We start from the raw sequence: 21,166 nt of genomic DNA, 5'->3' as shown, positions 1-21,166 counted from the left end.
CTATGACGTCTGTTAGTTTGCCAACCAGAGCTGCAGGTGCTCGGCTACCGGTCCCAGCGCCAACGCCGGTACGAAGGTTAATGCGCCTACCAGCAACACTGTGCCGATCAGCAGACCGATAAACAGCGGCCCGTAGGTCGGCAGGGTGCCGTTGCCTGCAGGCTGACGTTTTTTCGCGCACAGCGAACCGGCAATGGCCAGCACCGGCAGGATCACCCCGAAGCGGCCGACGAACATGGCAAAAGCCAGCAACAGGTTGTAGAACGGCGTGTTGACGCTCAAGCCGGCAAAGGCGCTGCCGTTGTTGTTGGCGGCAGAGGACAGGGCATACAGCACTTCGCTGAAGCCGTGTGCGCCCGGGTTAAGGATGCCGGCGCGGCCTGCGTCGGTGGCGATGGCCAGCGCCGTGCCCAGCAACACCAGGGTCGGCGTGACCAGGATCGCCAGCGCGGTCATTTTCATGTCATAGACGTCGATCTTTTTGCCCAGGTACTCTGGCGTGCGGCCAATCATCAGCCCGGCGATAAACACCGTCAGCAGCACGAACAGCAGCATGCCGTACAGACCGGAACCCACGCCGCCGAACACCACCTCGCCAATCTGCATCAGCCACATCGGCACCATGCCGCCCAACGCGGTGAAGGAGTCGTGCATCGCGTTGACCGCGCCGCAGGAGGCGGCGGTAGTCACCACAGAGAACAGGCTGGTGGCGAGAATGCCAAAGCGTGATTCCTTGCCTTCCATATTGATGTTACTGGCGCTGCCCAGTTCGCCCAGATGCGGGTTACCCGCCAGTTCGGCGAACATCACCACGACCACCGCCACCACGAAGATCAGCGCCATCGCCCAGATCAGCGCGTGGCCCTGGCGGTTCTCACCGGCAACCTGACCGAAGGCGAAGCACAGTGCGCAAGGGATCAGGAAGATCGCCAGCATCTGGACAAAGTTGGTCAGGACGGTCGGGTTCTCGAACGGATGCGCCGAGTTGGCGCCAAAGAAGCCGCCGCCGTTGGTACCGAGCATCTTGATCGCTTCCTGCGAGGCTACCGGCCCCATCGGCAGCGTCTGCTGCGCGCCTTCCAGCGTAGTGGTGTGCAGATAAGGCAGGAAATTTTGCAGCGTGCCCTGGCTGACGAAGAACAGCGCGATCAGCAGTGAAATCGGCAGCAATACGTACAGCGTCACGCGGAAAATATCGAGCCAGGCGTTACCTATGGTGGCGCTGGAGCGGCGGGTGAAGGCACGGATCAGCGCAAAGGCCACTGCGATGCCGGTGGCGGCGGACAAGAAGTTTTGCACTGCCAGCCCGGCCATCTGGCTGAGGTAACTGAGGGCGCTTTCGCCGCTGTAAGCCTGCCAGTTGGTATTGGTGACAAAGCTGACGGCGGTATTGAACGCCAAATCCCACGACAGCCCAGGGAAACCCTGCGGGTTAAGCGGCAACGAGCCCTGGCCCATCAGCAGTGCGAACAGCAGTGCCAGACCCAGCAGGTTGAACCACAGGATCGCCAGCGCGTATTGCCACCAATTCATCTCGGCGGTGTCATTGCCACAGCAGCGCCAGACGGTGGCTTCCACCTGGCGCAGGGCGGGCAGCGGTTCGCCTTCGATCAGGCGTGCCAAAAAGCTGCCCAAAGGCCGGGCCAGCAGCACAAGCACCAGCAGGAAGCTGGCAATCAGTAAAAAGGCTGAAGCCGCCATCAGAAATCCTCCGCGTTGAACAGGGCATAAACCAGATAGCCCAATAGCAGCAGAACCAACAGCGCACCACCAATAACGCTGATACTCACAGGACACCTCCAGAGGTGTAGTTTTTGATACTGCGAGTGTAGGGAGGGCAATAAAAAGAAGATGAAAAAATAGCGCGAGCCGGTGTAAAAAAAGTATAAAAATGGCTGAAATTACAGCAAAAAATGGCTTTTTAACGGCGGTTTTGTGAGCGAGTGGCGCGTTTCAGCTTGTGTTCAGCCCTGTCTGAGAAGGCGGTGGGCGTAAACAGGCTGTAAATAACCACAATATAACCAATGGTTAGTTATCCATTAACCTTGTTGTAACAAAATTACGGGATGGCGCATTTATTTGCGATTTTTTGTACGATTTAGTGGTCGGATGAGTAGTAAACTTTCATCAGTTGCGCTAAAATTTTGTTCAGTTACCAAATTGTCGCATTTACATTGTCTACGCCAGCGCTGTTTCAAGAAAATCAACGGCCGGGCGTTTTTGAGGAGGTTCGCATGTCTATTTATCACGCTTATTCATTGCATCGGATTCTCCTGCGCCGCAGCGCAGTGATCCTGGCAGGAACTTTGGCTTTACCGGTTATGTTGTTCCGCAGCGACCGGGCACGTTTTTACAGCTATCTGCACCGCGTCTGGTCTAAAACCAGCGATAAGCCGGTCTGGTTGCAACAGGCAGAACTGGCGTCCTGCGATTTTTACTGATCGCCGCCAGCGTCCCCTGAAACCCTCGCCTCGCGGCGGGGGTTTTTTTATGTGCGCAGCCCGGTCATTGCCCAGCTAACTGTCGTTTCCCGGGCTGAATTCCTCTACACTTTTAGCATCATCGAGGATTATGGGGGCACATCATGAGTGACAAAATTCCGGTCGGGATCAGTGCTTGCCTGTTGGGCGACGCGGTGCGTTTTGATGGCGGCCATAAACGCCTGGCCTTTGCGGTGGAGCAACTGGCGCCCTATGTGCGTTTTGAATCGGTGTGCCCGGAAATGGCGATCGGCTTGCCCACCCCACGCCCGGCACTGCGGTTGAGCAAACAGCCACATCCGTCGCCGGCAATGCGCTTCAGCAACGACGACAGCGTCGACGTGACCGACAAAATGCAGCAGTTCTCAGAGCAACGCGTCGCGGAGCTGGGGCATCTGTGCGGCTATATCGTCTGCGCCAAGTCCCCGAGCTGCGGCATGGAGCGAGTGCGGGTTTACAGCGAAAACGGAAAAGAGTCGCGCAAAAACGGCGTCGGGCTATTCACTGCCGAACTGCTGCGCCAGATGCCGTGGCTACCGGTAGAAGAAGACGGGCGGCTGAACGATGCCACCCTGCGGGAAAACTTTGTCGAGCGGGTTTATGCATTGTATGAACTGAATATGCTGTGGCGTAAAGGGTTGACCCGTGGCGGGCTGATCGCTTTCCACAGCCGTTATAAGCTTTCTCTGCTGGCGCATTCGCAGCCGGAATACCGCGAACTGGGCCGTTTTGTCGCCGGTATCGAAAAGTGGGCGTCGCTGGAGGCATTCGCCATTGAATACCGCAGCCGCCTGATGAGGTTGCTGGCGCACAAGGCTACGCGCCGCAATCACACCAATGTGCTGATGCACGTGCAGGGTTATTTCCGCCGCCAGCTCAGTTCGGCTCAGCGGCAGGAGTTGGCGCAACTGATTGACCGCTATCGCCAGGGAATGCAGCCGCTGTTGGCGCCGATCACCCTGCTCAAACATTACATGGCCGAATACCCGGATAGCTATCTGGCCGAACAACGTTATTTCGAACCCTATCCCGAAGCGTTGCGCCTGCGTTACGGCCACTAACCGACGAGGAATTTTATGACCACTCATCTGGTCTGGTTGCGTAACGATCTGCGTATAACCGATAACAAAGCGCTGCACGCCGCCTGTTGCGATCCCGCCGCCCGCGTGCTGGCGGTGTTTATCGCTACTCCTGGGCAGTGGCGACAGCATGAGATGGCACCGCGTCAGGCGGCGTTTATTCATGCCAACCTGCTGCGGGTTCGGCAGGCGCTGGCGGATCGCGGTATTCCGCTGGTCTGCCATCAGTGCGATGATTTTTCCGCCGCTGTTGACTGGCTGGTGGCGTACTGCGCGCAAGAGCGGGTGGATGCGCTGTTTTATAACCGCCAGTACGAGATCAATGAACTAAAGCGTGACCGACAGGCAGAGCGGCGTTTATCCGGACAGGTGATTTGCCAAAGCTTCGATGACAGCCTGCTGTTGCCGCCGGGCAGCGTACAAACCGGTGGCGGAGAGATGTACAAAATTTACACGCCGTTCCGCAAGGCTTTTATTCAGCGGCTGACCGAATCCGACGTACGTTCCCTGCCGGCGCCCCAATCTCGCGAAGGCGGCGCGTTGCCGGTGTCAGCTGCGCCGGCGGCGTTCGATTACCCATCGTTCGAGGTAGGCGCAGATTTTCCGGCCGGGGAAGAGGCGGCGTTGCAACGGCTGCGCGCTTTCTGCCGTGAACAGGTGCAAGATTACCTGCAACAACGTGATTTTCCCGCTATTGCCGGCACCAGCAGCCTGTCGCCGTATCTGGCGATTGGCGTACTGTCGCCGCGCCAGTGTTTTAACCGCCTGCGCGCCGAATGCCCGCAGGTGCTGGAAAACAGCGACAGCGGCGCCTTTGGCTGGCTGAACGAATTGGTCTGGCGCGAATTTTACCGGCATCTGATGGTGGCCTATCCTGCGTTATGCAGGCGCCGTCCCTTTATCGAGTGGACGGATAAGGTACGCTGGCGGGATAACGACGCACTGTTACTGGCCTGGCAACAAGGCGAGACCGGCTATCCGATCGTCGATGCCGCCATGCGTCAGTTGAATAAAACCGGCTGGATGCACAACAGGTTACGCATGATCAGCGCCAGCTTTTTGGTGAAAGACCTGCTGATCGACTGGCGCGCCGGCGAACGCTATTTCATGTCGCAACTGTTGGACGGCGATCTGGCGGCGAATAACGGCGGTTGGCAGTGGGCGGCCTCAACCGGCACCGACGCCGCGCCGTATTTCCGCATCTTTAACCCGACCACCCAGGGCGAACGTTTTGATCCGCAAGGCACTTTTATCCGTAAATGGTTGCCCGAGCTGGCGGATGTACCGGACAATGCTCTCCATCAACCCCATCGCTGGGCGGAAAAACAGCAACGCACGCTGGATTACCCGCTGCCGATTGTCGATCACAAGCAGGCCCGGTTGGAGACGCTGGCGGCCTTTGAAGCGGCCAGGCGGGGGGACTATTAAGGCAACAGCAAGGAGCGAAAGAATGATGAACAAGGTGCTGGCCCTGTGCCTGAGCGGCTATTCAGCCCTGGCGCTGGCCGGTTTTGACGTCGTGGCGCTCGGCGTTGACGGCGGCGTCAGCGACGGTAATCTGACATCTTATCTGATCCGCAGCGACAACCAGCCGCAGTATCTGGCGCTCGATGCCGGCTCACTGTTGCCGGGCATTGCCAAAGGGCTGGAAAAAGGCAGTTTCCCGCAGGTGACTCCCGAACTGGCTGCGCCATACACCCCGCAGGGCTATGTGTTCCGGCAACTGATCGGCGGTTACTTTATCAGTCACGGCCATCTGGACCACGTGGCCGGGTTGATTATCGGTTCGCCGGAGGACGGCAAGAAAAATATTTATGCCCAGGCCGATACCATCCTGACCTTGCGTAATCATTACTTTAACTGGAAGGCCTGGCCAAACTTCACCGACGCCGGTAACGGGTCGCGGCTGGGCACTTATCGGTTGCAAACGGTGCGGCCGCAGCAGCGCTTTACCCTGGGCGTCACCGGCCTGAGCGGCGTAATGTATCCGCTTAGCCACGATCGTTATCCTTCCTCGATGCTGCTGGTGTCCGATCGCAGCGGATCTTTCGCCTATTTCGGCGACACCGGGCCGGATGCACTCGAGCAGTCGCGCAATCTGGATACCGCCTGGCGCGCACTGGGGCCGTTGATTGAACAGAAAAAATTGAAGGGGATGATTATTGAAACCTCTTATCCCAATGGCGTTGAAGATAAAAACCTGTACGGCCACCTGACGCCGGCGTGGCTGCTGAAAGAGCTGAAAAATCTGGCCCGGTACAGCGGCGGCGAAGGTTCGCTGAAAGATTTTCCGGTAGTGATCAGCCACATCAAACCCAGCCTGAAGCAGGGCGAGAACGTGCGCGCTACCATTAAACAGCAGTTGGATCAGGGCAACGATCTGGGCGTGAAGTTTATCCTGATGGAACAGGGCGACCGGCAGACATTTTGAATTGAAGAGAGAAGACTATGCGTAACCTCGATCTGGAAAATCTGATCAACAACGAACTGAACACCGCCGCGTTTCAGGACTATGCGCCGAATGGCCTGCAGGTAGAAGGGCGGTCGCACGTAAAGCGCATCGTCACCGGTGTGACGGCCTGTCAGGCGCTGCTGGATGCGGCGGTGGAGCAGCAGGCGGACGCTATCCTGGTGCATCACGGGTATTTCTGGAAAAACGAAGCGCCGGCGGTGCGCGGCATGAAGCGCAATCGGCTGAAAACGTTGTTGACCAATGACATCAACCTGTACGGCTATCATCTGCCGCTGGATGCCCACCCGGTGCTGGGCAACAATGCGCAACTGGCGCGTTTGCTTGGCATTCGCGTGATTGGCGAAGTGGAGCCGCTGGTGCCGCACGGCGAGTTTGAACAACCGCTGACCGGCGTTGAACTGCAGCAGCGCATTGAGAGCCGCCTGGGCCGTGCAGTGCTGCACTGTGGCGATAACGCGCCGGCGCACATTCGCCGCGTGGCCTGGTGTACCGGCGGCGGCCAGGGTTTCATCGATAGCGCGGCGCGTTTCGGTGTAGACGCCTTTATCAGCGGCGAGGTATCGGAACAAACCATTCACACCGCACGGGAAATGGGCGTTCACTTCTTCGCTGCCGGTCATCATGCCACCGAGCGTGGCGGCGTGAAGGCGCTGGGCGAATGGTTGGCGCAGCAACATGGCTTTGAAGTGACCTTTATCGATATCCCGAACCCCGCCTGATTTCTTTCTGGGATTCAGCCCGGCTCACATGTCGGCTGAATCCTGCTACGTCGCTAATTCCTTATTTTCCCAATGGTTGCGTTTTATTGACAGCCGGAGCTGCGTCGCGCATAACTGTGTTATTACAAATAATAATATACCTATGCATTTCAAGTTGTGGCCAGGCGACCCGTTCGTTGATACCCAAATATTGTAGGGGCGTTGCATGCCGCTCCCTGGTGAGTTGGGCAGAACGCTGCGGCTTGAAAGACGGGGGTTATAAGGAGAATAAGGGTGCAACAAGCGCGATATTACCTGTTGGGTGAAAGAGCGGTAGTGCTTGAGCTGTCGCCACCGGTGACGCTGCCAAGTCAGCAGCGGATTTGGGCGCTGGCCGAAAAACTGAATCATCATCCCGATGTGCTGGAAGTGGTGCCGGGAATGAACAATCTTACGCTGTTGCTGAATACGCCGCAGGCTGACGCCGAAGCGATGCTGGCACTGTTGCAGCAGGGCTGGGACAGCGAGGAAAGCCTGGTGCCGGAATTGCGCGAGGTGGATATTCCGGTGATCTACGGTGGCGAATATGGGCCGGATCTGGACGAGGTAGCGCGCCATACCGGCATGACGCCGCAGCAGGTGGTGGAATGCCATTCTTCTGCGGCCTATGTGGTTTATTTCCTTGGTTTCCAGCCGGGCTTTTCTTATATGGGCGGCATGCCGGAAAAATTGGCGACGCCGCGCCGTGCCGAACCGCGCCTGGCGGTGGCCGCAGGCTCCGTCGGCATCGGCGGCAGCCAGACCGGCATTTATCCGCTGATCACGCCGGGGGGCTGGCAGTTGATTGGCCGCACGCCGCTGTCGTTATTCAATCCACATGACATGCCGCCGACGCTGCTGCGCCCTGGCGATAACGTGCGCTTCGTGCCGCAGAAGGAGGGCGTATGTTGAAGATCCTGCGTGCGGGCATTTACACCACGGTACAGGATGCGGGCCGTCATGGTTTCCGCCGTCTGGGCGTTAGCCAGGGCGGTGCGCTCGACCTGCCGGCGCTGAAAATTGCTAACCTGCTGGTGGGTAATTCAGCGGATGCCGCCGGGTTGGAAATCACCTTGGGTCAATTCAGCGTCGAATTCACCCAGGCGGGATGGATCGCTCTGACCGGGGCCGGTTGCGATGCAAAACTGGACGAAAAACCGCTGTGGACCGGCTGGCGTTACCCGGTTAAAGCGGGCCAGCAACTGATCATGAACATGCCTAAACGCGGTATGCGCAGCTATCTGGCGTTCTCCGGGGGTATCGCCGTGCCCGAAATGCTCGGCTCGCGCAGCACGGATATCAAAGCTGCCTTTGGCGGGCTGGAAGGGCGCAACCTGAAAGACGGCGACAGCCTGCCGTTGGGCAAACCGGGTTCCCTGCCGCAAAACAGCCGTGGCGTAAAGCAACTGCTGTTCAATAATCGCATCCGCGCCTTGCCGGGACCGGAATATGCCGAGTTCAGCCCCGAGGCGCAGGAAGCCTTCTGGCGTACCGCCTGGCAGCTCAGCCCGCAGAGCAACCGTATGGGATATCGCCTGCACGGCGGCAATGCGCTGGGCCGAACCACCGACCGCGAAATGCTGTCGCACGGCCTGCTGCCGGGCGTGGTGCAGGTGCCGCATAACGGCCAGCCGATCGTGCTGATGGCCGACGCGCAAACTACCGGCGGTTACCCGCGCATTGCCTGTGTGATCGAGGCCGATCTCTACCATTTGGCGCAGATCCGTCTGGGCGAGGCCATCCACTTTGTTCCCTGCACCCTGGCGGAAGCGCAACGCGCCAAGGCAGAGCAGGATCACTTTATCCAACAAATTGCCTGGGGGTTAGATGCTCATTGATCTGAATGCCGATCTCGGCGAAGGCTGCGCCAACGACGAGGCGCTGCTGCAACTGGTCAGTTCGGCCAATATTGCCTGCGGTTTTCATGCCGGTGATGCGCAAACCCTGCGTCAGTCGATCCGTTGGGCACTGCAATATGGCGTGGCGATTGGCGCGCACCCCAGCTTCCCCGATCGCGAGAACTTTGGCCGCACCCGCATGCAACTGCCGCCGGAAACGGTGTATGCGCAGATGGTGTATCAGCTGGGGGCGGTGGCAGCGATGGCCCGCGCCGAAGGCGGGGTGATGGTGCATGTGAAGCCACACGGCATGTTGTACAACCAGGCCGCGGTTGAACCGGCATTGGCTGAGGCCATTGCCCGGGCGGTGAAGGCGGTCGATCCCGCTCTGCGGCTGGTGGGATTGGCGGGCAGCGAGCTTATCCGCGCCGGTGAAAAATTGGGGTTGGCGACACGGCAGGAAGTGTTCGCCGATCGCGGCTATCAGGCTGACGGTACGCTGGTGCCGCGCGGACAGCCGGGTGCGTTGATCACCAGCGACGAACAGGCGCTGGAGCAAACGTTGGAAATGGTGCGACATCATCGGGTTCGCACTCTGGAAGGCACTTGGGCTGCGGTGCAGGCCGAAACCGTCTGCCTGCACGGCGACGGTGAACATGCGTTGAGCTTCGCGCGTACGCTGCGCGAACGTTTCGCCGTAGAAGGCATTAACGTCAGCGCAGACTGATAGCAGTACACACAACATCATTCATAAAAAAACGATTAGAAACTACTGAGGGAAGATTATGGAACAGGCCATTAATCTCTGGCCATTGATTGGCATTGCCGCCATCGTGGTTGGATTTGTTTTGCGTTTTAACCCGGTGCTGGTGGTCATTGCCGCCGGCATCATCACCGGGTTGGCGGCTCTGATGCCGCTGGATGTCATTCTGGAAAAACTGGGTGAAGGCTTCCTCAATACCCGGAATCTGCCGCTGATCCTGCTGTTGCCGCTGGCGGTGATCGGTCTGCTGGAGCGTCACGGGTTGAAAGAACGCGCGCAGGCGTGGATCGCCAAGATCAAGAGCGCCACCGCAGGGCGGTTGCTGATCGTCTATCTGTTTGTGCGTGAAATCACTGCCGCCATGGGGCTGACCAGTCTGGGGGGGCACCCGCAAATGGTGCGTCCGCTGTTGGCGCCGATGGCGGAAGGGGCAACCGAAAACCGCTACGGCGAGCTGCCGGAACGCACGCGGCATCGCCTGCGTGCCATGTCCGCCGCCACCGATAACGTCGGGTTGTTCTTTGGCGAGGACATCTTCGTGGCCTTTGGTGCGATCATTTTCATGCATAACTTTATGCTGGAGTCAGGCGGTATCCAGACCGAGCCGTTGCATATCGCTTTATGGGGCATTCCGACCGCCATTTTCGCTTTCCTGATCCATGCCTTCCGGCTTTACCGGATGGACAAACAGCTCAGCGCCGAGCTGGCGCAGCTTAACCAGGCGGCGTTGCGGGCCAAAGGAGATGTCCAATGAATTTTCAACAACAATATCTCTACTGGTTGGCCGGCGCGGTGCTGTTGATCGTGGCGGTGATGTCGTTCCGCGATCGCGCCAACCCGCGCCGCATCACCACCGGGCTGTTTTGGGCGCTGTACGGCCTGGTTTTTTTGGTCGGCGACTGGACCTACAGCCTGCTGGGTGAGGTGTTGGGCGAGGGCAGCAATGAGAAACGCATGCTGCATATCATCGTCGGCGTAGTGGTGATAGTGATGGCATTGATCGCCGGCTTCGGCGGGATGCGGCTTGGCAGTTACCATCAACGTACTCCGCAGCAGCGTGAAGAAAGTGCCAAACGGTTGGGGAACCGGCTGTTTATTCCTGCACTGGCTATTCCTGTGGTGACGGTAGCCGGCGTGTTGCTGTTCAACAATATTCCGGCTCTGCAGCAGGCGGTGTTCGGCAGCGGCAATCACGCCACGTTGATTACGCTGTTCTCGATGGCGCTGGGTGTGGTGCTGGGCGGCATTATTGCGGTGCGAATGACTCGCGAAACTCTTTCGCAGCCGATACAGGAAGCGCGTCGTCTGTTGGATTCGGTCGGCTGGGCGTTTATTTTGCCGCAGATTCTGGCCACGCTGGGGCTGCTGTTCACTGCTGCCGGCGTCGGTACCGCGATTTCCCATCTGACCCAGGAATACCTGGCGGTCGACAACCGCTTTATCGCCGTGGCGGTTTACGCCATCGGCATGGCGCTGCTGACCATGGTGATGGGTAACGCCTTCGCCGCCTTCCCAATCGTCACTGCCGGTATCGGCATCCCGATCCTGGTGCTGCAACATGGCGGTAATCCGGCGGTCATGGCGGCAATCGGCATGTTTTCCGGCTATTGCGGCACGCTGATGACGCCAATGGCTGCTAACTTTAATATTGTGCCGGCGGCGTTACTGGAATTGCCGGACAAGAATGCGGTGATCAAGGCACAGGTGCCGACCGGGGTGCTGTTGCTGTTGGTTAACGTGTTCCTGCTGTATTTCCTGATGTTCCTGTAGGAGAACTCATGCAAAAGGTATTGATCACGGGCTTTGAGCCCTTTGGCGGAGAACGAGTTAATCCTTCGTGGGAAGTGGTAAAGCAACTGAACGATAGGGAGTTTGTCGGCGCGCGCATTATTGCGCGCCAGCTGCCTTGCGTATTTGGCGTGGCGCTTGAGGCGTTGAACGCAGCGATTGATGAAGTGCAGCCAGTGATGGTACTGGCCATCGGCCAGGCCGGTGGGCGTACCGATATTACCCTCGAACGGGTGGCGATCAACGTTGATGATGCGCGCATTCCTGATAATCAGGGCCGGCAACCGATCGACGAACCTATCCTTGAAACCGGGCCGACGGCCTATTTCAGTACCTTGCCGATCAAAGCGATGGTCAACTCGATGCGTGAAGCCGGCATTCCCGCTTCGGTATCGCAAACCGCCGGGACTTACGTTTGCAACCATGTGATGTATGGCCTGTTGCACCGGTTAAGTGGCCAGCAAGAGATCAAGGGCGGGTTTATTCATATCCCTTACCTGCCGGAACAGGCCGCCGCGCATCCTGGTGCGCCCAGCATGGCGTCCCAGACGGTGCTGTTTGCTCTGGAACTGGCGATCTCTGTCGCATTGCAGGTGGAGCACGATATGAAAGTCGTGGGTGGCGCGACGCATTAACTGGTGTTTTTTACCGGGGCGCCCCCGCGGCGGCCCGGTTAATCAAGGAGTTGCGACATGCCGGAAGGACCGGAAATTCGCCGGGCGGCGGATGCGCTGGCTACGGCGGTGATCGATCGGCCGCTGACCGAGGTCGAGTTTGCGTTTCCCCAGCTTAAACATTACCGCGATCGGTTAATCGGTGAACGCATTATTGCTATCGAGCCACGCGGCAAGGCGCTGTTGACCCATTTTTCCAACGGGCTGACGATGTACAGCCATAACCAGTTGTATGGCGTGTGGAAAGTGGTCAGGGCGGGGGATACGCCAGATACCAAGCGCGATTTGCGCGTACGGCTGGAAACGGCGGAGCGGGCGATTTTATTGTACAGCGCCTCGGAGATCACTCTGGGGCCACGCGAAGAGATTGAGCAGCACCCGTTTCTGCAACGTATTGGGCCCGATGTGCTGGATATGTCGCTGACGGCGACAACGGTGGAACAACGGCTGTTGTCGCCGGCGTTTCGCCGCCGGCAATTGGGAGGGATGCTGCTCGATCAGGCGTTTCTTGCCGGTTTGGGCAATTACCTGCGTGCCGAAATTCTTTGGCAGGCGGAACTGGCGCCGCAGCACCGGCCGCAGGATTTGGCACCGGAAGTGTTACAGCGGCTGGCGGAGGCTCTGTTGGCGGTGCCGCGCTTGTCTTACCAGACGCGTGGGTTGGTGGATGAGAATCGTCATCACGGCGCGCTGTTCCGCTTTAAGGTGTTCCATCGCAGCGGTGACCCTTGCGTGCGCTGCGGCGCGATGATTGTCAGAACCCAACTGTCGTCGCGGCCGTTTTATTGGTGCCCCGGTTGCCAAAAATAGCAAAAAAAACGCCGCCCAATCGGGCGGCGTTATGCTGCTTTATGTAGGGTAAAGCGGCGTTATTTGTTTTTCAGCTGGGATTTGAAATCACGCTCGGCATAGCCGGTATACAGCTGACGCGGACGGGCAATTTTGATGCCTTCGTCATGCATTTCGTTCCAGTGCGCAATCCAGCCGATGGTACGGGCGATGGCAAAGATAACGGTGAACATGGAAGAAGGGATACCCATCGCTTTCAGGATGATACCTGAGTAGAAGTCGACGTTCGGGTACAGTTTCTTCTCGATGAAGTACGGGTCGTTCAGCGCAATGTGTTCCAGCTCCATCGCCACTTCCAACAGGTTGTCGTCCTTCTTGTTCAGTTCTTTCAGCACTTCGTGACAGGTTTCGCGCATCACGGTGGCACGCGGATCGTAGTTCTTGTACACGCGGTGGCCGAAGCCCATCAGACGGAAAGAATCGTTCTTGTCTTTCGCGCGCTTGATGAACTCTGGGATGTGTTCAACGGTTTTGATCTCTTCGAGCATCTTCAGCGCGGCTTCGTTGGCACCGCCGTGCGCCGGCCCCCACAGGGAGGCGATACCGGCCGCGATACAGGCAAACGGGTTAGCGCCTGAAGAGCCTGCGGTACGTACGGTAGACGTGGACGCGTTTTGCTCGTGGTCGGCGTGCAGGATCAGGATGCGATCCATTGCGCGTTCCAGCACCGGGTTCACCACGTATTCTTCACACGGGGTAGCGAACATCATGTGCAGGAAGTTGCCGGCATAGGACAGATCGTTACGTGGGTAAACGAACGGCTGGCCCAGGGAATATTTGTAACACATCGCCGCCACGGTAGGCATTTTGGACAGCAGGCGGAACGCGGTGATCTCGCGGTGACGCTCGTTGTTCACATCCAGCGCGTCGTGGTAGAACGCCGCCAGCGCACCGGTTACGCCGCACAGCACCGCCATCGGGTGCGAGTCGCGACGGAAGCCACGGAACAGATGGGTGATCTGGTCGTGGATCATGGTGTGGCGGGTCACGGTCGTTTTGAAGGTCTCGAACTCTTCTGCGGTCGGGGTCTCGCCGTACAGCAGGATGTAGCACACTTCCAGATAGGAAGACTCTTTCGCCAGCTGTTCGATCGGGAAGCCACGGTGCAGCAGTACGCCTTTGTCACCGTCGATAAAGGTGATTTTGGATTCGCAGGAAGCGGTAGAAGTAAAGCCGGGATCAAATGTGAAATAACCTTTGGAGCCCAGAGCGCGGACATCGAGGACATCGGGGCCCAGTGTCGGGGATAATACGCCCAGTTCGATCGGAGCTTCACCATCGTTAATGGTTAGCGTCGCTTTCTTATCAGTCATTTACTGTCTCCTTAGCGCCTTATTTTAAAAACCTCTAACAACTGAAATACCTTAATTCTCCGCAGGTTGCCCGCAAAAAATGGAGCGGACGCTAACTCTGTGAGCGACTGCGCAATTGCGCGGGTAGGGTACAGAGTGCTAACCAGGCGAACGAGGCGGGTGACCAGTTGTTAACGATTCATCGGAATTCGTTATATTCTGTTAATCGTACCTACGACGTGTTCGGGGGTTTTATGAACCTATCCCAATAAGTTGTTTTATTTGTCTTATTTGCTTTTACCTGCGGTGATTTGTTGCAAACATGACCGGCAAAAACGGTTATTGGGATAGGTTCTGCCAAATACACTGTTGCATATCTTGAACACTGGGGGAAGTGTATCCGCTGACCTATAGCGCATCATAGGACCGTTTGTGCCCCTATATGTAATGGAAATGTTGATCTCTTGTCAAATCAGATAATTAATTTTGTGCTAATTGTGAAATCCGTGATCTAAATCACTGTTCGGGGGAAATGTTACCAAACAGATTGTATGGGAATTGTAATCAGAATGTGATCCTCCTATACTGCCGCCAGGTCTCCGGATTACCCTGAAGTAGGAGCACCCAGCGTTATAAATGCGCGCCGTTTAAGCACAGAGGATGTTGATGTTTGAGCGCGTGACGTGTAAGGGTTTTGGCTCTTAACGCTGTCTGATCCCCACCCAGGCCCGGAGGAAGGAAAATAATAAGAGCTGTGTGGGCAAAAACGTGAAAAAACAAAGACCTGTCAACCTGGATCTGCAAACGATTCAGTTTCCCGTAACTGCGATAGCGTCCATTTTACACCGAGTCTCTGGCGTAATTACCTTCGTTGCCGTGGGTATCCTCCTCTGGCTGCTGGGCCTGTCTCTCTCTTCCCAAGAGGGTTTCATGCAGGCTGCCGCCATCATGAATAGCTTCATCGTCAAATTCATATTCTGGGGCATCCTCACGGCGTTGGCCTATCACATTTGCGGTGGCATCCGTCACTTGTTAATGGATTTTGGCTATATCGAAGAGAGTTTAGCCGCCGGTACCCGTTCTGCCCAAGTGGCGATCGGTCTGACCGTCGTGCTGTCAGTTCTGGCTGGAGTCCTCGTATGGTAAACAATGTTTCTGCATTAGGCCGCAATGGCGTACACGATTGGTTGTTACTGCGTGCTTCCGCTATCGTCATCACCCTGTACGTGTTGTATATCCTGGGCTTCTTCGTCACGGCTCCGGATCTCACCTATGAAATCTGGCGCGGCTTCTTCGCCACCTCTATTACGAAAGTGTTCACGCTGCTGACGCTGCTGTCGATTCTGGTTCACGCCTGGGTCGGTTTGTGGCAGGTGCTGACGGATTACGTCAAACCGCTGGCGGTGCGTCTGGTGTTGCAACTGGCGATCGTTGTCGTGTTGCTGGTCTATTTACTGTACGGAACAATCGTAGTGTGGGGTGTGTAAATGAAACTGCCGGTCAGAGAGTTTGATGCTGTAGTTATCGGTGCTGGCGGTGCAGGTATGCGCGCGGCATTGCAAATTTCTCAAGCGGGCTCCACGTGTGCCCTGCTATCCAAAGTATTCCCGACCCGTTCCCATACCGTGTCTGCGCAGGGCGGCATTACCGTAGCCTTGGGCAATAACCACGAAGATAACTGGGAATGGCATATGTATGACACGGTGAAAGGTTCCGATTATATCGGTGACCAGGACGCCATTGAATATATGTGTAAAACCGGCCCGGAAGCGGTTCTGGAGCTGGAGCACATGGGGTTGCCGTTCTCCCGTACGGATGAAGGCCGCATCTATCAGCGCCCGTTCGGCGGCCAGTCACTGAACTTTGGCGGCGAGCAGGCGGCACGCACCGCGGCGGCGGCTGACCGTACCGGTCACGCCCTATTGCACACCCTGTATCAACAGAACCTGAAAAACCACACCACTATTTTCTCCGAGTGGTATGCGCTGGATCTGGTGAAAAACCAGGATGGCGCGGTGGTAGGCACCACGGCTATCTGCATCGAAACCGGTGAAGTCGTGTACTTCAAAGCCAAAGCCACCGTGCTGGCGACCGGCGGTGCAGGCCGTATTTACCAGTCCACCACCAACGCGCATATTAACACCGGTGACGGTGTCGGCATGGCGCTGCGCGCCGGCGTGCCGGTGCAGGACATGGAAATGTGGCAGTTCCACCCGACCGGCATCGCCGGCGCCGGGGTATTGGTGACGGAAGGTTGCCGTGGTGAAGGCGGTTATCTGCTGAACAAACACGGCGAGCGTTTCATGGAGCGCTATGCGCCGAACGCCAAAGACCTGGCGGGCCGTGATGTGGTTGCCCGTTCGATCATGATTGAAATCCGCGAAGGCCGCGGCTGTGACGGCCCGTGGGGCCCGCACGTCAAGCTGAAGCTGGATCACCTGGGTAAAGAGGTACTGGAATCCCGCCTGCCGGGCATTCTGGAACTGTCGCGCACCTTCGCGCACGTCGATCCGGTGAAAGAACCGATCCCGGTTATTCCGACCTGCCACTACATGATGGGCGGTATTCCGACCAAGGTGACCGGCCAGGCACTGACCGTGAACGAGAAAGGCGAAGACGTGGTGATCCCGGGTCTGTTTGCCGTGGGCGAAATCGCCTGCGTATCGGTACACGGCGCCAACCGCCTGGGCGGCAACTCGCTGCTTGATCTGGTGGTGTTCGGGCGTGCTGCCGGCATGCATTTGCAGGAGTCACTCGCGGAGCAGGGCGAAAGCCGTGACGCCAGCGAATCGGATGTGGATGCGTCGCTGGAGCGTCTGAATCGCTGGAACAACACCCGTTCGGGTGAAGATCCGGTTGAAATTCGCAAGGCGCTGCAAGCCTGTATGCAGCACAACTTCTCGGTATTCCGTGAAGGTGATGCCATGGCGAAAGGGCTGGAAGAGTTGAAAGAGATCCGTGAACGTCTGAAGAACGCACGCCTGGACGATACCTCCAGCGAATTCAACACCCAGCGCATCGAATGCCTGGAGTTGGATAACCTGATGGAGACCGCGTTTTCCACCGCCGTGTCGGCCAACTTCCGTACCGAAAGCCGTGGGGCGCACAGCCGCTTCGACTTCCCGGAGCGCGATGACGCCAACTGGCTGTGCCACTCGCTGTATCAGCCGCAATCGGAAAGCATGACGCGTCGTGAAGTGAACATGCAACCGAAGCTGCGCCCGGCATTCCCACCGAAAGTGCGTTCCTACTGATCGCGGAGATCGATTGATGAAACTCGAATTCTCAATATATCGCTATAACCCGGATGTTGATGACGCTCCGCATATGCAGGATTACACCCTGGAAGCGGAAGAAGGCCGGGACATGATGCTGCTGGATGCGTTAATCCAGCTGAAAGAAAAAGATCCGACCCTGTCGTTCCGCCGTTCGTGCCGTGAAGGCGTGTGCGGTTCCGATGGTCTGAACATGAACGGGAAAAACGGTCTGGCGTGCATTACCCCCATCTCGGCGTTGCGCAAAGGCAACAACAAGATTGTGATCCGCCCGCTGCCGGGTTTGCCGGTGGTACGGGATCTGGTGGTGGATATGGGCCAGTTCTATACCCAGTATGAAAAGATCAAGCCTTACCTGCTGAACGACGGCAAGAATCCTCCGGCGCGTGAACACCTGCAATCGCCGGAACAACGGGCTAAACTGGATGGTTTGTATGAATGTATCCTGTGTGCCTGTTGCTCGACGTCTTGCCCATCGTTCTGGTGGAATCCTGACAAGTTCGTGGGGCCGGCCGGCCTGTTGGCAGCGTACCGCTTCCTGATCGACAGCCGTGACACGGAAACGCAAGAACGTTTAGACGATCTGGACGACGCTTTCAGTGTTTTCCGCTGCCATAGCATTATGAATTGTGTCAGTGTATGCCCTAAAGGCTTGAACCCGACGCGTGCGATCGGTCATATCAAGTCTATGCTGCTGCAACGCGGCGCATAAGCGGAACGAGATGCTGCGCCGGGCAGGTCCCGGCGCACATCACAAAGGAGGGAACCTCTAAAAACTGACCCGCGGCTGCGGCGCTATGCAGCCTGGTTCGCCCGCCGGTTTTTAGAGGTTCCTTGTAAGGGGCCGCAAGGTCCATAACAAAACGTATCAGGCCATAATGGCATACCCTATGACTTTCGAGTTGCAGCTAGGCGACCAGTTCGTGAGTCCCCAGGCGCTTACTTCAGTAAGTAACTGGGGGGAGCGAACGCAGGCAACAACGCTGCGGCTTGAAAGGCGACGGGTATTAAGTACGTCGAGTGAACCGTTTCTACGGCAAACCGTATCCATCACGGTAATTATGTTAACCACGGCGAAAACTAAAGCTTCAAAGCTTAAGGGATCATGATGCAGAACGGCGCAATGAAGGCCTGGCTGGATTCCTCCTATCTGGCGGGCGCGAACCAGTCTTACATAGAACAGCTCTATGAAGACTTCTTAACCGATCCGGGCTCCGTTGAAGATAGCTGGCGTTCCATTTTTCAACAGCTACCAACCGCGGGTGTTAAACCCGATCAGCTTCACTCTCAAACGCGCGACTACTTCCGCCGCCTGGCGAAAGACTCTGCGCGTTACAACACCACCATCAACGATCCAGACACCGACGCCAAACAGGTCAAGGTACTGCAGCTGATCAACGCCTTCCGTTTCCGCGGACATCAGCATGCCAACCTCGATCCGCTCGGCCTGTGGCAACAAGAGACCGTTGCTGATCTCGATCCCGCTTACCACAATCTGACCGAAGCCGACTTCCAGGAAACCTTCAACGTGGGTTCATTTGCCATCGGCAAAGAAACCATGAAGCTGGGCGATCTGTATGCCGCGTTGAAACAGACTTACTGCGGTTCGATCGGTGCGGAATACATGCACATCACCAATACCGAAGAGAAACGCTGGATCCAACAGCGCATCGAATCGGTAGCGGGGCGCGCCAGCTTTACTAACGAAGAGAAACGCCGTTTCCTGAACGAGCTGACCGCAGCGGAAGGTCTGGAACGCTATCTCGGCGCTAAATTCCCGGGAGCGAAACGCTTCTCGCTGGAAGGTGGCGACGCGTTGGTGCCCATGCTGAAAGAGATGGTTCGCCACGCCGGCAAGAACGGCACGCGCGAAGTGGTGCTGGGTATGGCTCACCGCGGCCGTCTGAACGTGTTGATCAACGTGCTGGGTAAAAAGCCCGCCGACCTGTTCGACGAGTTTGCCGGCAAGCATAAAGAACACCTCGGTACCGGTGATGTAAAATATCACCAGGGCTTCTCCTCCGACGTCGAAACCGAAGGCGGCATGGTTCACCTGGCGCTGGCGTTCAACCCGTCGCACCTGGAGATCGTCAGCCCGGTGGTTATGGGCTCCGTACGCGCCCGCCGCGATCGTCTGGACGAAGCGCGCAGCAACATGGTGCTGCCAATCACCATTCACGGTGACGCCGCCATTACCGGCCAGGGCGTGGTTCAGGAAACCCTGAACATGTCGCAGGCACGCGGTTACGAAGTGGGCGGCACGGTGCGTATCGTCATCAACAACCAGGTTGGTTTCACCACCTCCAACCCGCTGGATGCGCGCTCGACCCAATACTGTACCGATATCGCCAAAATGGTGCAGTCGCCGATCTTCCACGTTAATGCTGACGATCCGGAAGCGGTGGCGTTCGTTACCCGCCTGGCGCTGGATTTCCGTAACACCTTCAAACGCGATGTGATGATCGATCTGGTCTGCTACCGTCGTCATGGGCATAACGAGGCCGACGAGCCAAGTGCAACCCAGCCGGTGATGTATCAGAAGATCAAAAAACACCCGACGCCGCGCAAGCTTTATGCTGACGTTCTTACCGAACAGAAAGTCGCGAGCCTGGAAGATGCCACGGAAATGGTCAACCTGTATCGCGATGCGCTCGATCGTGGCGATTGCGTGGTTGAAGAGTGGCGTCCAATGAATCTGCATTCCTTTACCTGGTCGCCGTACCTGAACCACGAGTGGGACGAAGAGTACCCAAGCAAGGTTGAGATGAAGCGCTTGCAGGAACTGGCGCGTCGCATCAGCACCGTACCGGAAGCGATCGAAATGCAGTCGCGCGTAGCGAAAATCTACGGCGACCGTGCAGAGATGGCCGCAGGCAACAAAGCGTTCGACTGGGGCGCGGCTGAAACGCTGGCCTACGCCACTATGGTCGATGAAGGCATTCCGATTCGTATCTCCGGTGAAGATGCCGGGCGCGGAACCTTCTTCCACCGTCATGCGGTGGTGCATAACCAGAAAAACGGTTCGGTCTACGTTCCTCTGGCGAATGTGCACAGCGGGCAGGGCGAGTTTAAAGTCTGGGACTCCGTGTTGTCTGAAGAAGCGGTGCTGGCGTTCGAATACGGCTACGCTACTGCGGAACCGCGCACCCTGACCATCTGGGAAGCGCAGTTCGGCGACTTCGCCAACGGCGCTCAGGTGGTGATCGATCAGTTCATCAGCTCCGGCGAGCAGAAATGGGGCCGTATGTGCGGCCTGGTGATGCTGTTGCCGCACGGTTACGAAGGCCAGGGTCCGGAGCACTCCTCCGCGCGTCTGGAGCGTTACCTGCAGCTGTGTGCAGAACAGAATATGCAGGTGTGCATCCCGTCCACCCCGGCACAGGTTTACCATATGCTGCGTCGTCAGGCGCTGCGCGGTATGCGCCGTCCGTTGGTGGTGATGTCACCGAAATCCCTGCTGCGTCATCCGCTGGCGATTTCTTCCCTGGAAGAATTGGCTAACGGCACCTTCCTGCCGGCGATCGGCGAGATCGACGAGCTGGATCCGAAAGCGGTCAAACGCGTGGTGATGTGCTCCGGCAAGGTGTATTACGACCTGCTGGAACAGCGCCGCAAGAACGACCAGAAAGACGTGGCCATCGTACGTATCGAGCAGCTGTACCCGTTCCCGCACCAGGCCGTTCAGGCCGTGCTGGAGAAGTATGCTCACGTGCATGATTTCGTCTGGTGTCAGGAAGAGCCGCTGAACCAGGGTGCCTGGTACTGCAGCCAACACAATTTCCGTGAAGTCGTGCCGTTCGGGGCTTCTTTACGTTACGCCGGACGTCCAGCCTCCGCCTCGCCGGCGGTCGGTTATATGTCCGTACACCAGAAGCAGCAACAGGCTCTGGTTAATGACGCGCTGAATATTGAATAAAG

20 protein-coding genes are annotated in these 21,166 nt (G+C 57.5%); 17 read left to right on the top strand and 3 right to left on the bottom strand.

The genetic code is table 11. The annotated features are described in order from the left end of the window. Positions 1–12 precede the first annotated feature (12 nt). Both kdpA and QZQ97_RS11735 read right to left on the bottom strand, forming a co-directional pair. The gene (gene kdpA / locus QZQ97_RS11740) at positions 13–1,701 is read right to left on the bottom strand and encodes a potassium-transporting ATPase subunit KdpA (RefSeq protein WP_311993569.1); all 1,689 of its coding nucleotides are present in this window, start codon (positions 1,699–1,701) and stop codon (positions 13–15) included. Beyond that, entirely contained in the window at positions 1,701–1,790 is a 90-nt protein-coding gene (locus QZQ97_RS11735; RefSeq protein WP_004949718.1) for a K(+)-transporting ATPase subunit F, read from the bottom strand. The genes kdpA and QZQ97_RS11735 overlap by 1 nt, the downstream gene beginning before the upstream one ends. A gap of 444 nt (positions 1,791–2,234) precedes the next feature. Between QZQ97_RS11735 and QZQ97_RS11730 the strand changes: the two genes are divergently transcribed. From QZQ97_RS11730 to nei, 12 genes are all read left to right on the top strand, one after another. Next, complete coding sequence (locus QZQ97_RS11730; RefSeq protein ID WP_006319981.1) at positions 2,235–2,441, top strand: YbfA family protein; 207 nt, start codon at positions 2,235–2,237, stop codon at positions 2,439–2,441. 143 nt (positions 2,442–2,584) lie between these two features. Then, complete coding sequence (locus tag QZQ97_RS11725; protein ID WP_311993568.1) at positions 2,585–3,541, top strand: YbgA family protein; 957 nt, start codon at positions 2,585–2,587, stop codon at positions 3,539–3,541. 15 nt (positions 3,542–3,556) lie between these two features. Further along, positions 3,557–4,987 (top strand): deoxyribodipyrimidine photo-lyase, encoded by a 1,431-nt coding sequence (gene phrB, locus QZQ97_RS11720; RefSeq protein WP_311993567.1) that lies wholly within the window; start codon positions 3,557–3,559, stop codon positions 4,985–4,987. Positions 4,988–5,009: 22 nt separating this feature from the next. Then, a complete protein-coding gene (locus tag QZQ97_RS11715; protein ID WP_311993566.1) occupies positions 5,010–5,990 on the top strand; it encodes an MBL fold metallo-hydrolase in 981 nt (326 codons plus the stop codon). Between the two features lie 17 nt (positions 5,991–6,007). Further along, positions 6,008–6,751 carry a type 2 GTP cyclohydrolase I gene (locus tag QZQ97_RS11710; RefSeq protein WP_311993565.1) on the top strand — a complete coding sequence of 248 codons (744 nt, stop codon included), beginning with the start codon at positions 6,008–6,010 and terminating at the stop codon, positions 6,749–6,751. 273 nt (positions 6,752–7,024) lie between these two features. Then, a complete protein-coding gene (gene pxpB, locus QZQ97_RS11705) occupies positions 7,025–7,681 on the top strand; it encodes a 5-oxoprolinase subunit PxpB (protein ID WP_311993564.1) in 657 nt (218 codons plus the stop codon). Continuing rightward, complete coding sequence (pxpC, locus tag QZQ97_RS11700) at positions 7,675–8,607, top strand: 5-oxoprolinase subunit PxpC (RefSeq protein WP_311993563.1); 933 nt, start codon at positions 7,675–7,677, stop codon at positions 8,605–8,607. The genes pxpB and pxpC overlap by 7 nt, the downstream gene beginning before the upstream one ends. After that, positions 8,597–9,334 (top strand): 5-oxoprolinase subunit PxpA, encoded by a 738-nt coding sequence (pxpA, locus tag QZQ97_RS11695; protein WP_311993562.1) that lies wholly within the window; start codon positions 8,597–8,599, stop codon positions 9,332–9,334. The genes pxpC and pxpA overlap by 11 nt, the downstream gene beginning before the upstream one ends. 58 nt (positions 9,335–9,392) lie before the next feature. Further along, positions 9,393–10,124, top strand: a complete 732-nt coding sequence (locus QZQ97_RS11690; protein WP_311993561.1) for a DUF969 domain-containing protein — start codon at positions 9,393–9,395, stop codon at positions 10,122–10,124. Continuing rightward, positions 10,121–11,140 (top strand): DUF979 domain-containing protein, encoded by a 1,020-nt coding sequence (locus QZQ97_RS11685; RefSeq protein WP_065505958.1) that lies wholly within the window; start codon positions 10,121–10,123, stop codon positions 11,138–11,140. Before QZQ97_RS11690 ends, QZQ97_RS11685 begins: the two co-directional genes overlap by 4 nt. A gap of 8 nt (positions 11,141–11,148) precedes the next feature. Next, a complete protein-coding gene (pcp, locus tag QZQ97_RS11680; protein ID WP_311993560.1) occupies positions 11,149–11,793 on the top strand; it encodes a pyroglutamyl-peptidase I in 645 nt (214 codons plus the stop codon). Between the two features lie 57 nt (positions 11,794–11,850). Then, the gene (nei, locus tag QZQ97_RS11675; protein ID WP_311993559.1) at positions 11,851–12,642 is read left to right on the top strand and encodes an endonuclease VIII; all 792 of its coding nucleotides are present in this window, start codon (positions 11,851–11,853) and stop codon (positions 12,640–12,642) included. Between the two features lie 59 nt (positions 12,643–12,701). Here nei and QZQ97_RS11670 read toward each other — a convergent pair whose 3' ends face one another. After that, a complete protein-coding gene (locus QZQ97_RS11670) occupies positions 12,702–13,994 on the bottom strand; it encodes a citrate synthase (RefSeq protein WP_004949745.1) in 1,293 nt (430 codons plus the stop codon). Positions 13,995–14,729: 735 nt separating this feature from the next. Between QZQ97_RS11670 and sdhC the strand changes: the two genes are divergently transcribed. The 5 genes from sdhC (at position 14,730) to sucA (ending at position 21,164) form a co-directional block, all read left to right on the top strand. Beyond that, entirely contained in the window at positions 14,730–15,119 is a 390-nt protein-coding gene (sdhC, locus tag QZQ97_RS11665) for a succinate dehydrogenase cytochrome b556 subunit (RefSeq protein WP_065505961.1), read from the top strand. Beyond that, positions 15,113–15,460 carry a succinate dehydrogenase membrane anchor subunit gene (gene sdhD / locus QZQ97_RS11660; RefSeq protein WP_004949748.1) on the top strand — a complete coding sequence of 116 codons (348 nt, stop codon included), beginning with the start codon at positions 15,113–15,115 and terminating at the stop codon, positions 15,458–15,460. Before sdhC ends, sdhD begins: the two co-directional genes overlap by 7 nt. After that, entirely contained in the window at positions 15,461–17,227 is a 1,767-nt protein-coding gene (gene sdhA, locus QZQ97_RS11655) for a succinate dehydrogenase flavoprotein subunit (protein ID WP_311993558.1), read from the top strand. 16 nt (positions 17,228–17,243) lie between these two features. Continuing rightward, positions 17,244–17,960, top strand: a complete 717-nt coding sequence (locus QZQ97_RS11650; RefSeq protein WP_065505963.1) for a succinate dehydrogenase iron-sulfur subunit — start codon at positions 17,244–17,246, stop codon at positions 17,958–17,960. A gap of 396 nt (positions 17,961–18,356) precedes the next feature. Next, on the top strand, positions 18,357–21,164 hold the full coding sequence (gene sucA / locus QZQ97_RS11645) for a 2-oxoglutarate dehydrogenase E1 component (protein WP_311993924.1): 2,808 nt from the start codon (positions 18,357–18,359) through the stop codon (positions 21,162–21,164). Positions 21,165–21,166 lie beyond the last annotated feature (2 nt).

The sequence above is a fragment of the Serratia sp. root2 genome, from assembly GCF_031931805.1.
Taxonomy (GTDB): domain Bacteria; phylum Pseudomonadota; class Gammaproteobacteria; order Enterobacterales; family Enterobacteriaceae; genus Serratia; species Serratia inhibens.
The sequence above is the reverse complement of the archived record's forward strand: the minus strand, read 5'-3'. Positions and strand labels throughout refer to the sequence as shown.

Bases quoted from the DNA above. Each gene is read 5' to 3' on its own strand.
- sucA (WP_311993924.1), top strand. From the start codon at position 18,357: ATGCAGAACGGCGCAATGAAGGCCTGGCTGGATTCCTCCTATCTGGCG.
- QZQ97_RS11690 (WP_311993561.1), top strand. From the start codon at position 9,393: ATGGAACAGGCCATTAATCTCTGGCCATTGATTGGCATTGCCGCCATC.
- QZQ97_RS11715 (WP_311993566.1), top strand. From the start codon at position 5,010: ATGATGAACAAGGTGCTGGCCCTGTGCCTGAGCGGCTATTCAGCCCTG.
- QZQ97_RS11730 (WP_006319981.1), top strand. From the start codon at position 2,235: ATGTCTATTTATCACGCTTATTCATTGCATCGGATTCTCCTGCGCCGC.
- QZQ97_RS11670 (WP_004949745.1), bottom strand. From the start codon at position 13,994: ATGACTGATAAGAAAGCGACGCTAACCATTAACGATGGTGAAGCTCCG.
- QZQ97_RS11685 (WP_065505958.1), top strand. From the start codon at position 10,121: ATGAATTTTCAACAACAATATCTCTACTGGTTGGCCGGCGCGGTGCTG.
- pcp (WP_311993560.1), top strand. From the start codon at position 11,149: ATGCAAAAGGTATTGATCACGGGCTTTGAGCCCTTTGGCGGAGAACGA.
- QZQ97_RS11725 (WP_311993568.1), top strand. From the start codon at position 2,585: ATGAGTGACAAAATTCCGGTCGGGATCAGTGCTTGCCTGTTGGGCGAC.
- nei (WP_311993559.1), top strand. From the start codon at position 11,851: ATGCCGGAAGGACCGGAAATTCGCCGGGCGGCGGATGCGCTGGCTACG.
- pxpA (WP_311993562.1), top strand. From the start codon at position 8,597: ATGCTCATTGATCTGAATGCCGATCTCGGCGAAGGCTGCGCCAACGAC.
- kdpA (WP_311993569.1), bottom strand. From the start codon at position 1,701: ATGGCGGCTTCAGCCTTTTTACTGATTGCCAGCTTCCTGCTGGTGCTT.
- phrB (WP_311993567.1), top strand. From the start codon at position 3,557: ATGACCACTCATCTGGTCTGGTTGCGTAACGATCTGCGTATAACCGAT.
- QZQ97_RS11710 (WP_311993565.1), top strand. From the start codon at position 6,008: ATGCGTAACCTCGATCTGGAAAATCTGATCAACAACGAACTGAACACC.
- sdhA (WP_311993558.1), top strand. From the start codon at position 15,461: ATGAAACTGCCGGTCAGAGAGTTTGATGCTGTAGTTATCGGTGCTGGC.
- sdhD (WP_004949748.1), top strand. From the start codon at position 15,113: ATGGTAAACAATGTTTCTGCATTAGGCCGCAATGGCGTACACGATTGG.
- pxpC (WP_311993563.1), top strand. From the start codon at position 7,675: ATGTTGAAGATCCTGCGTGCGGGCATTTACACCACGGTACAGGATGCG.
- QZQ97_RS11650 (WP_065505963.1), top strand. From the start codon at position 17,244: ATGAAACTCGAATTCTCAATATATCGCTATAACCCGGATGTTGATGAC.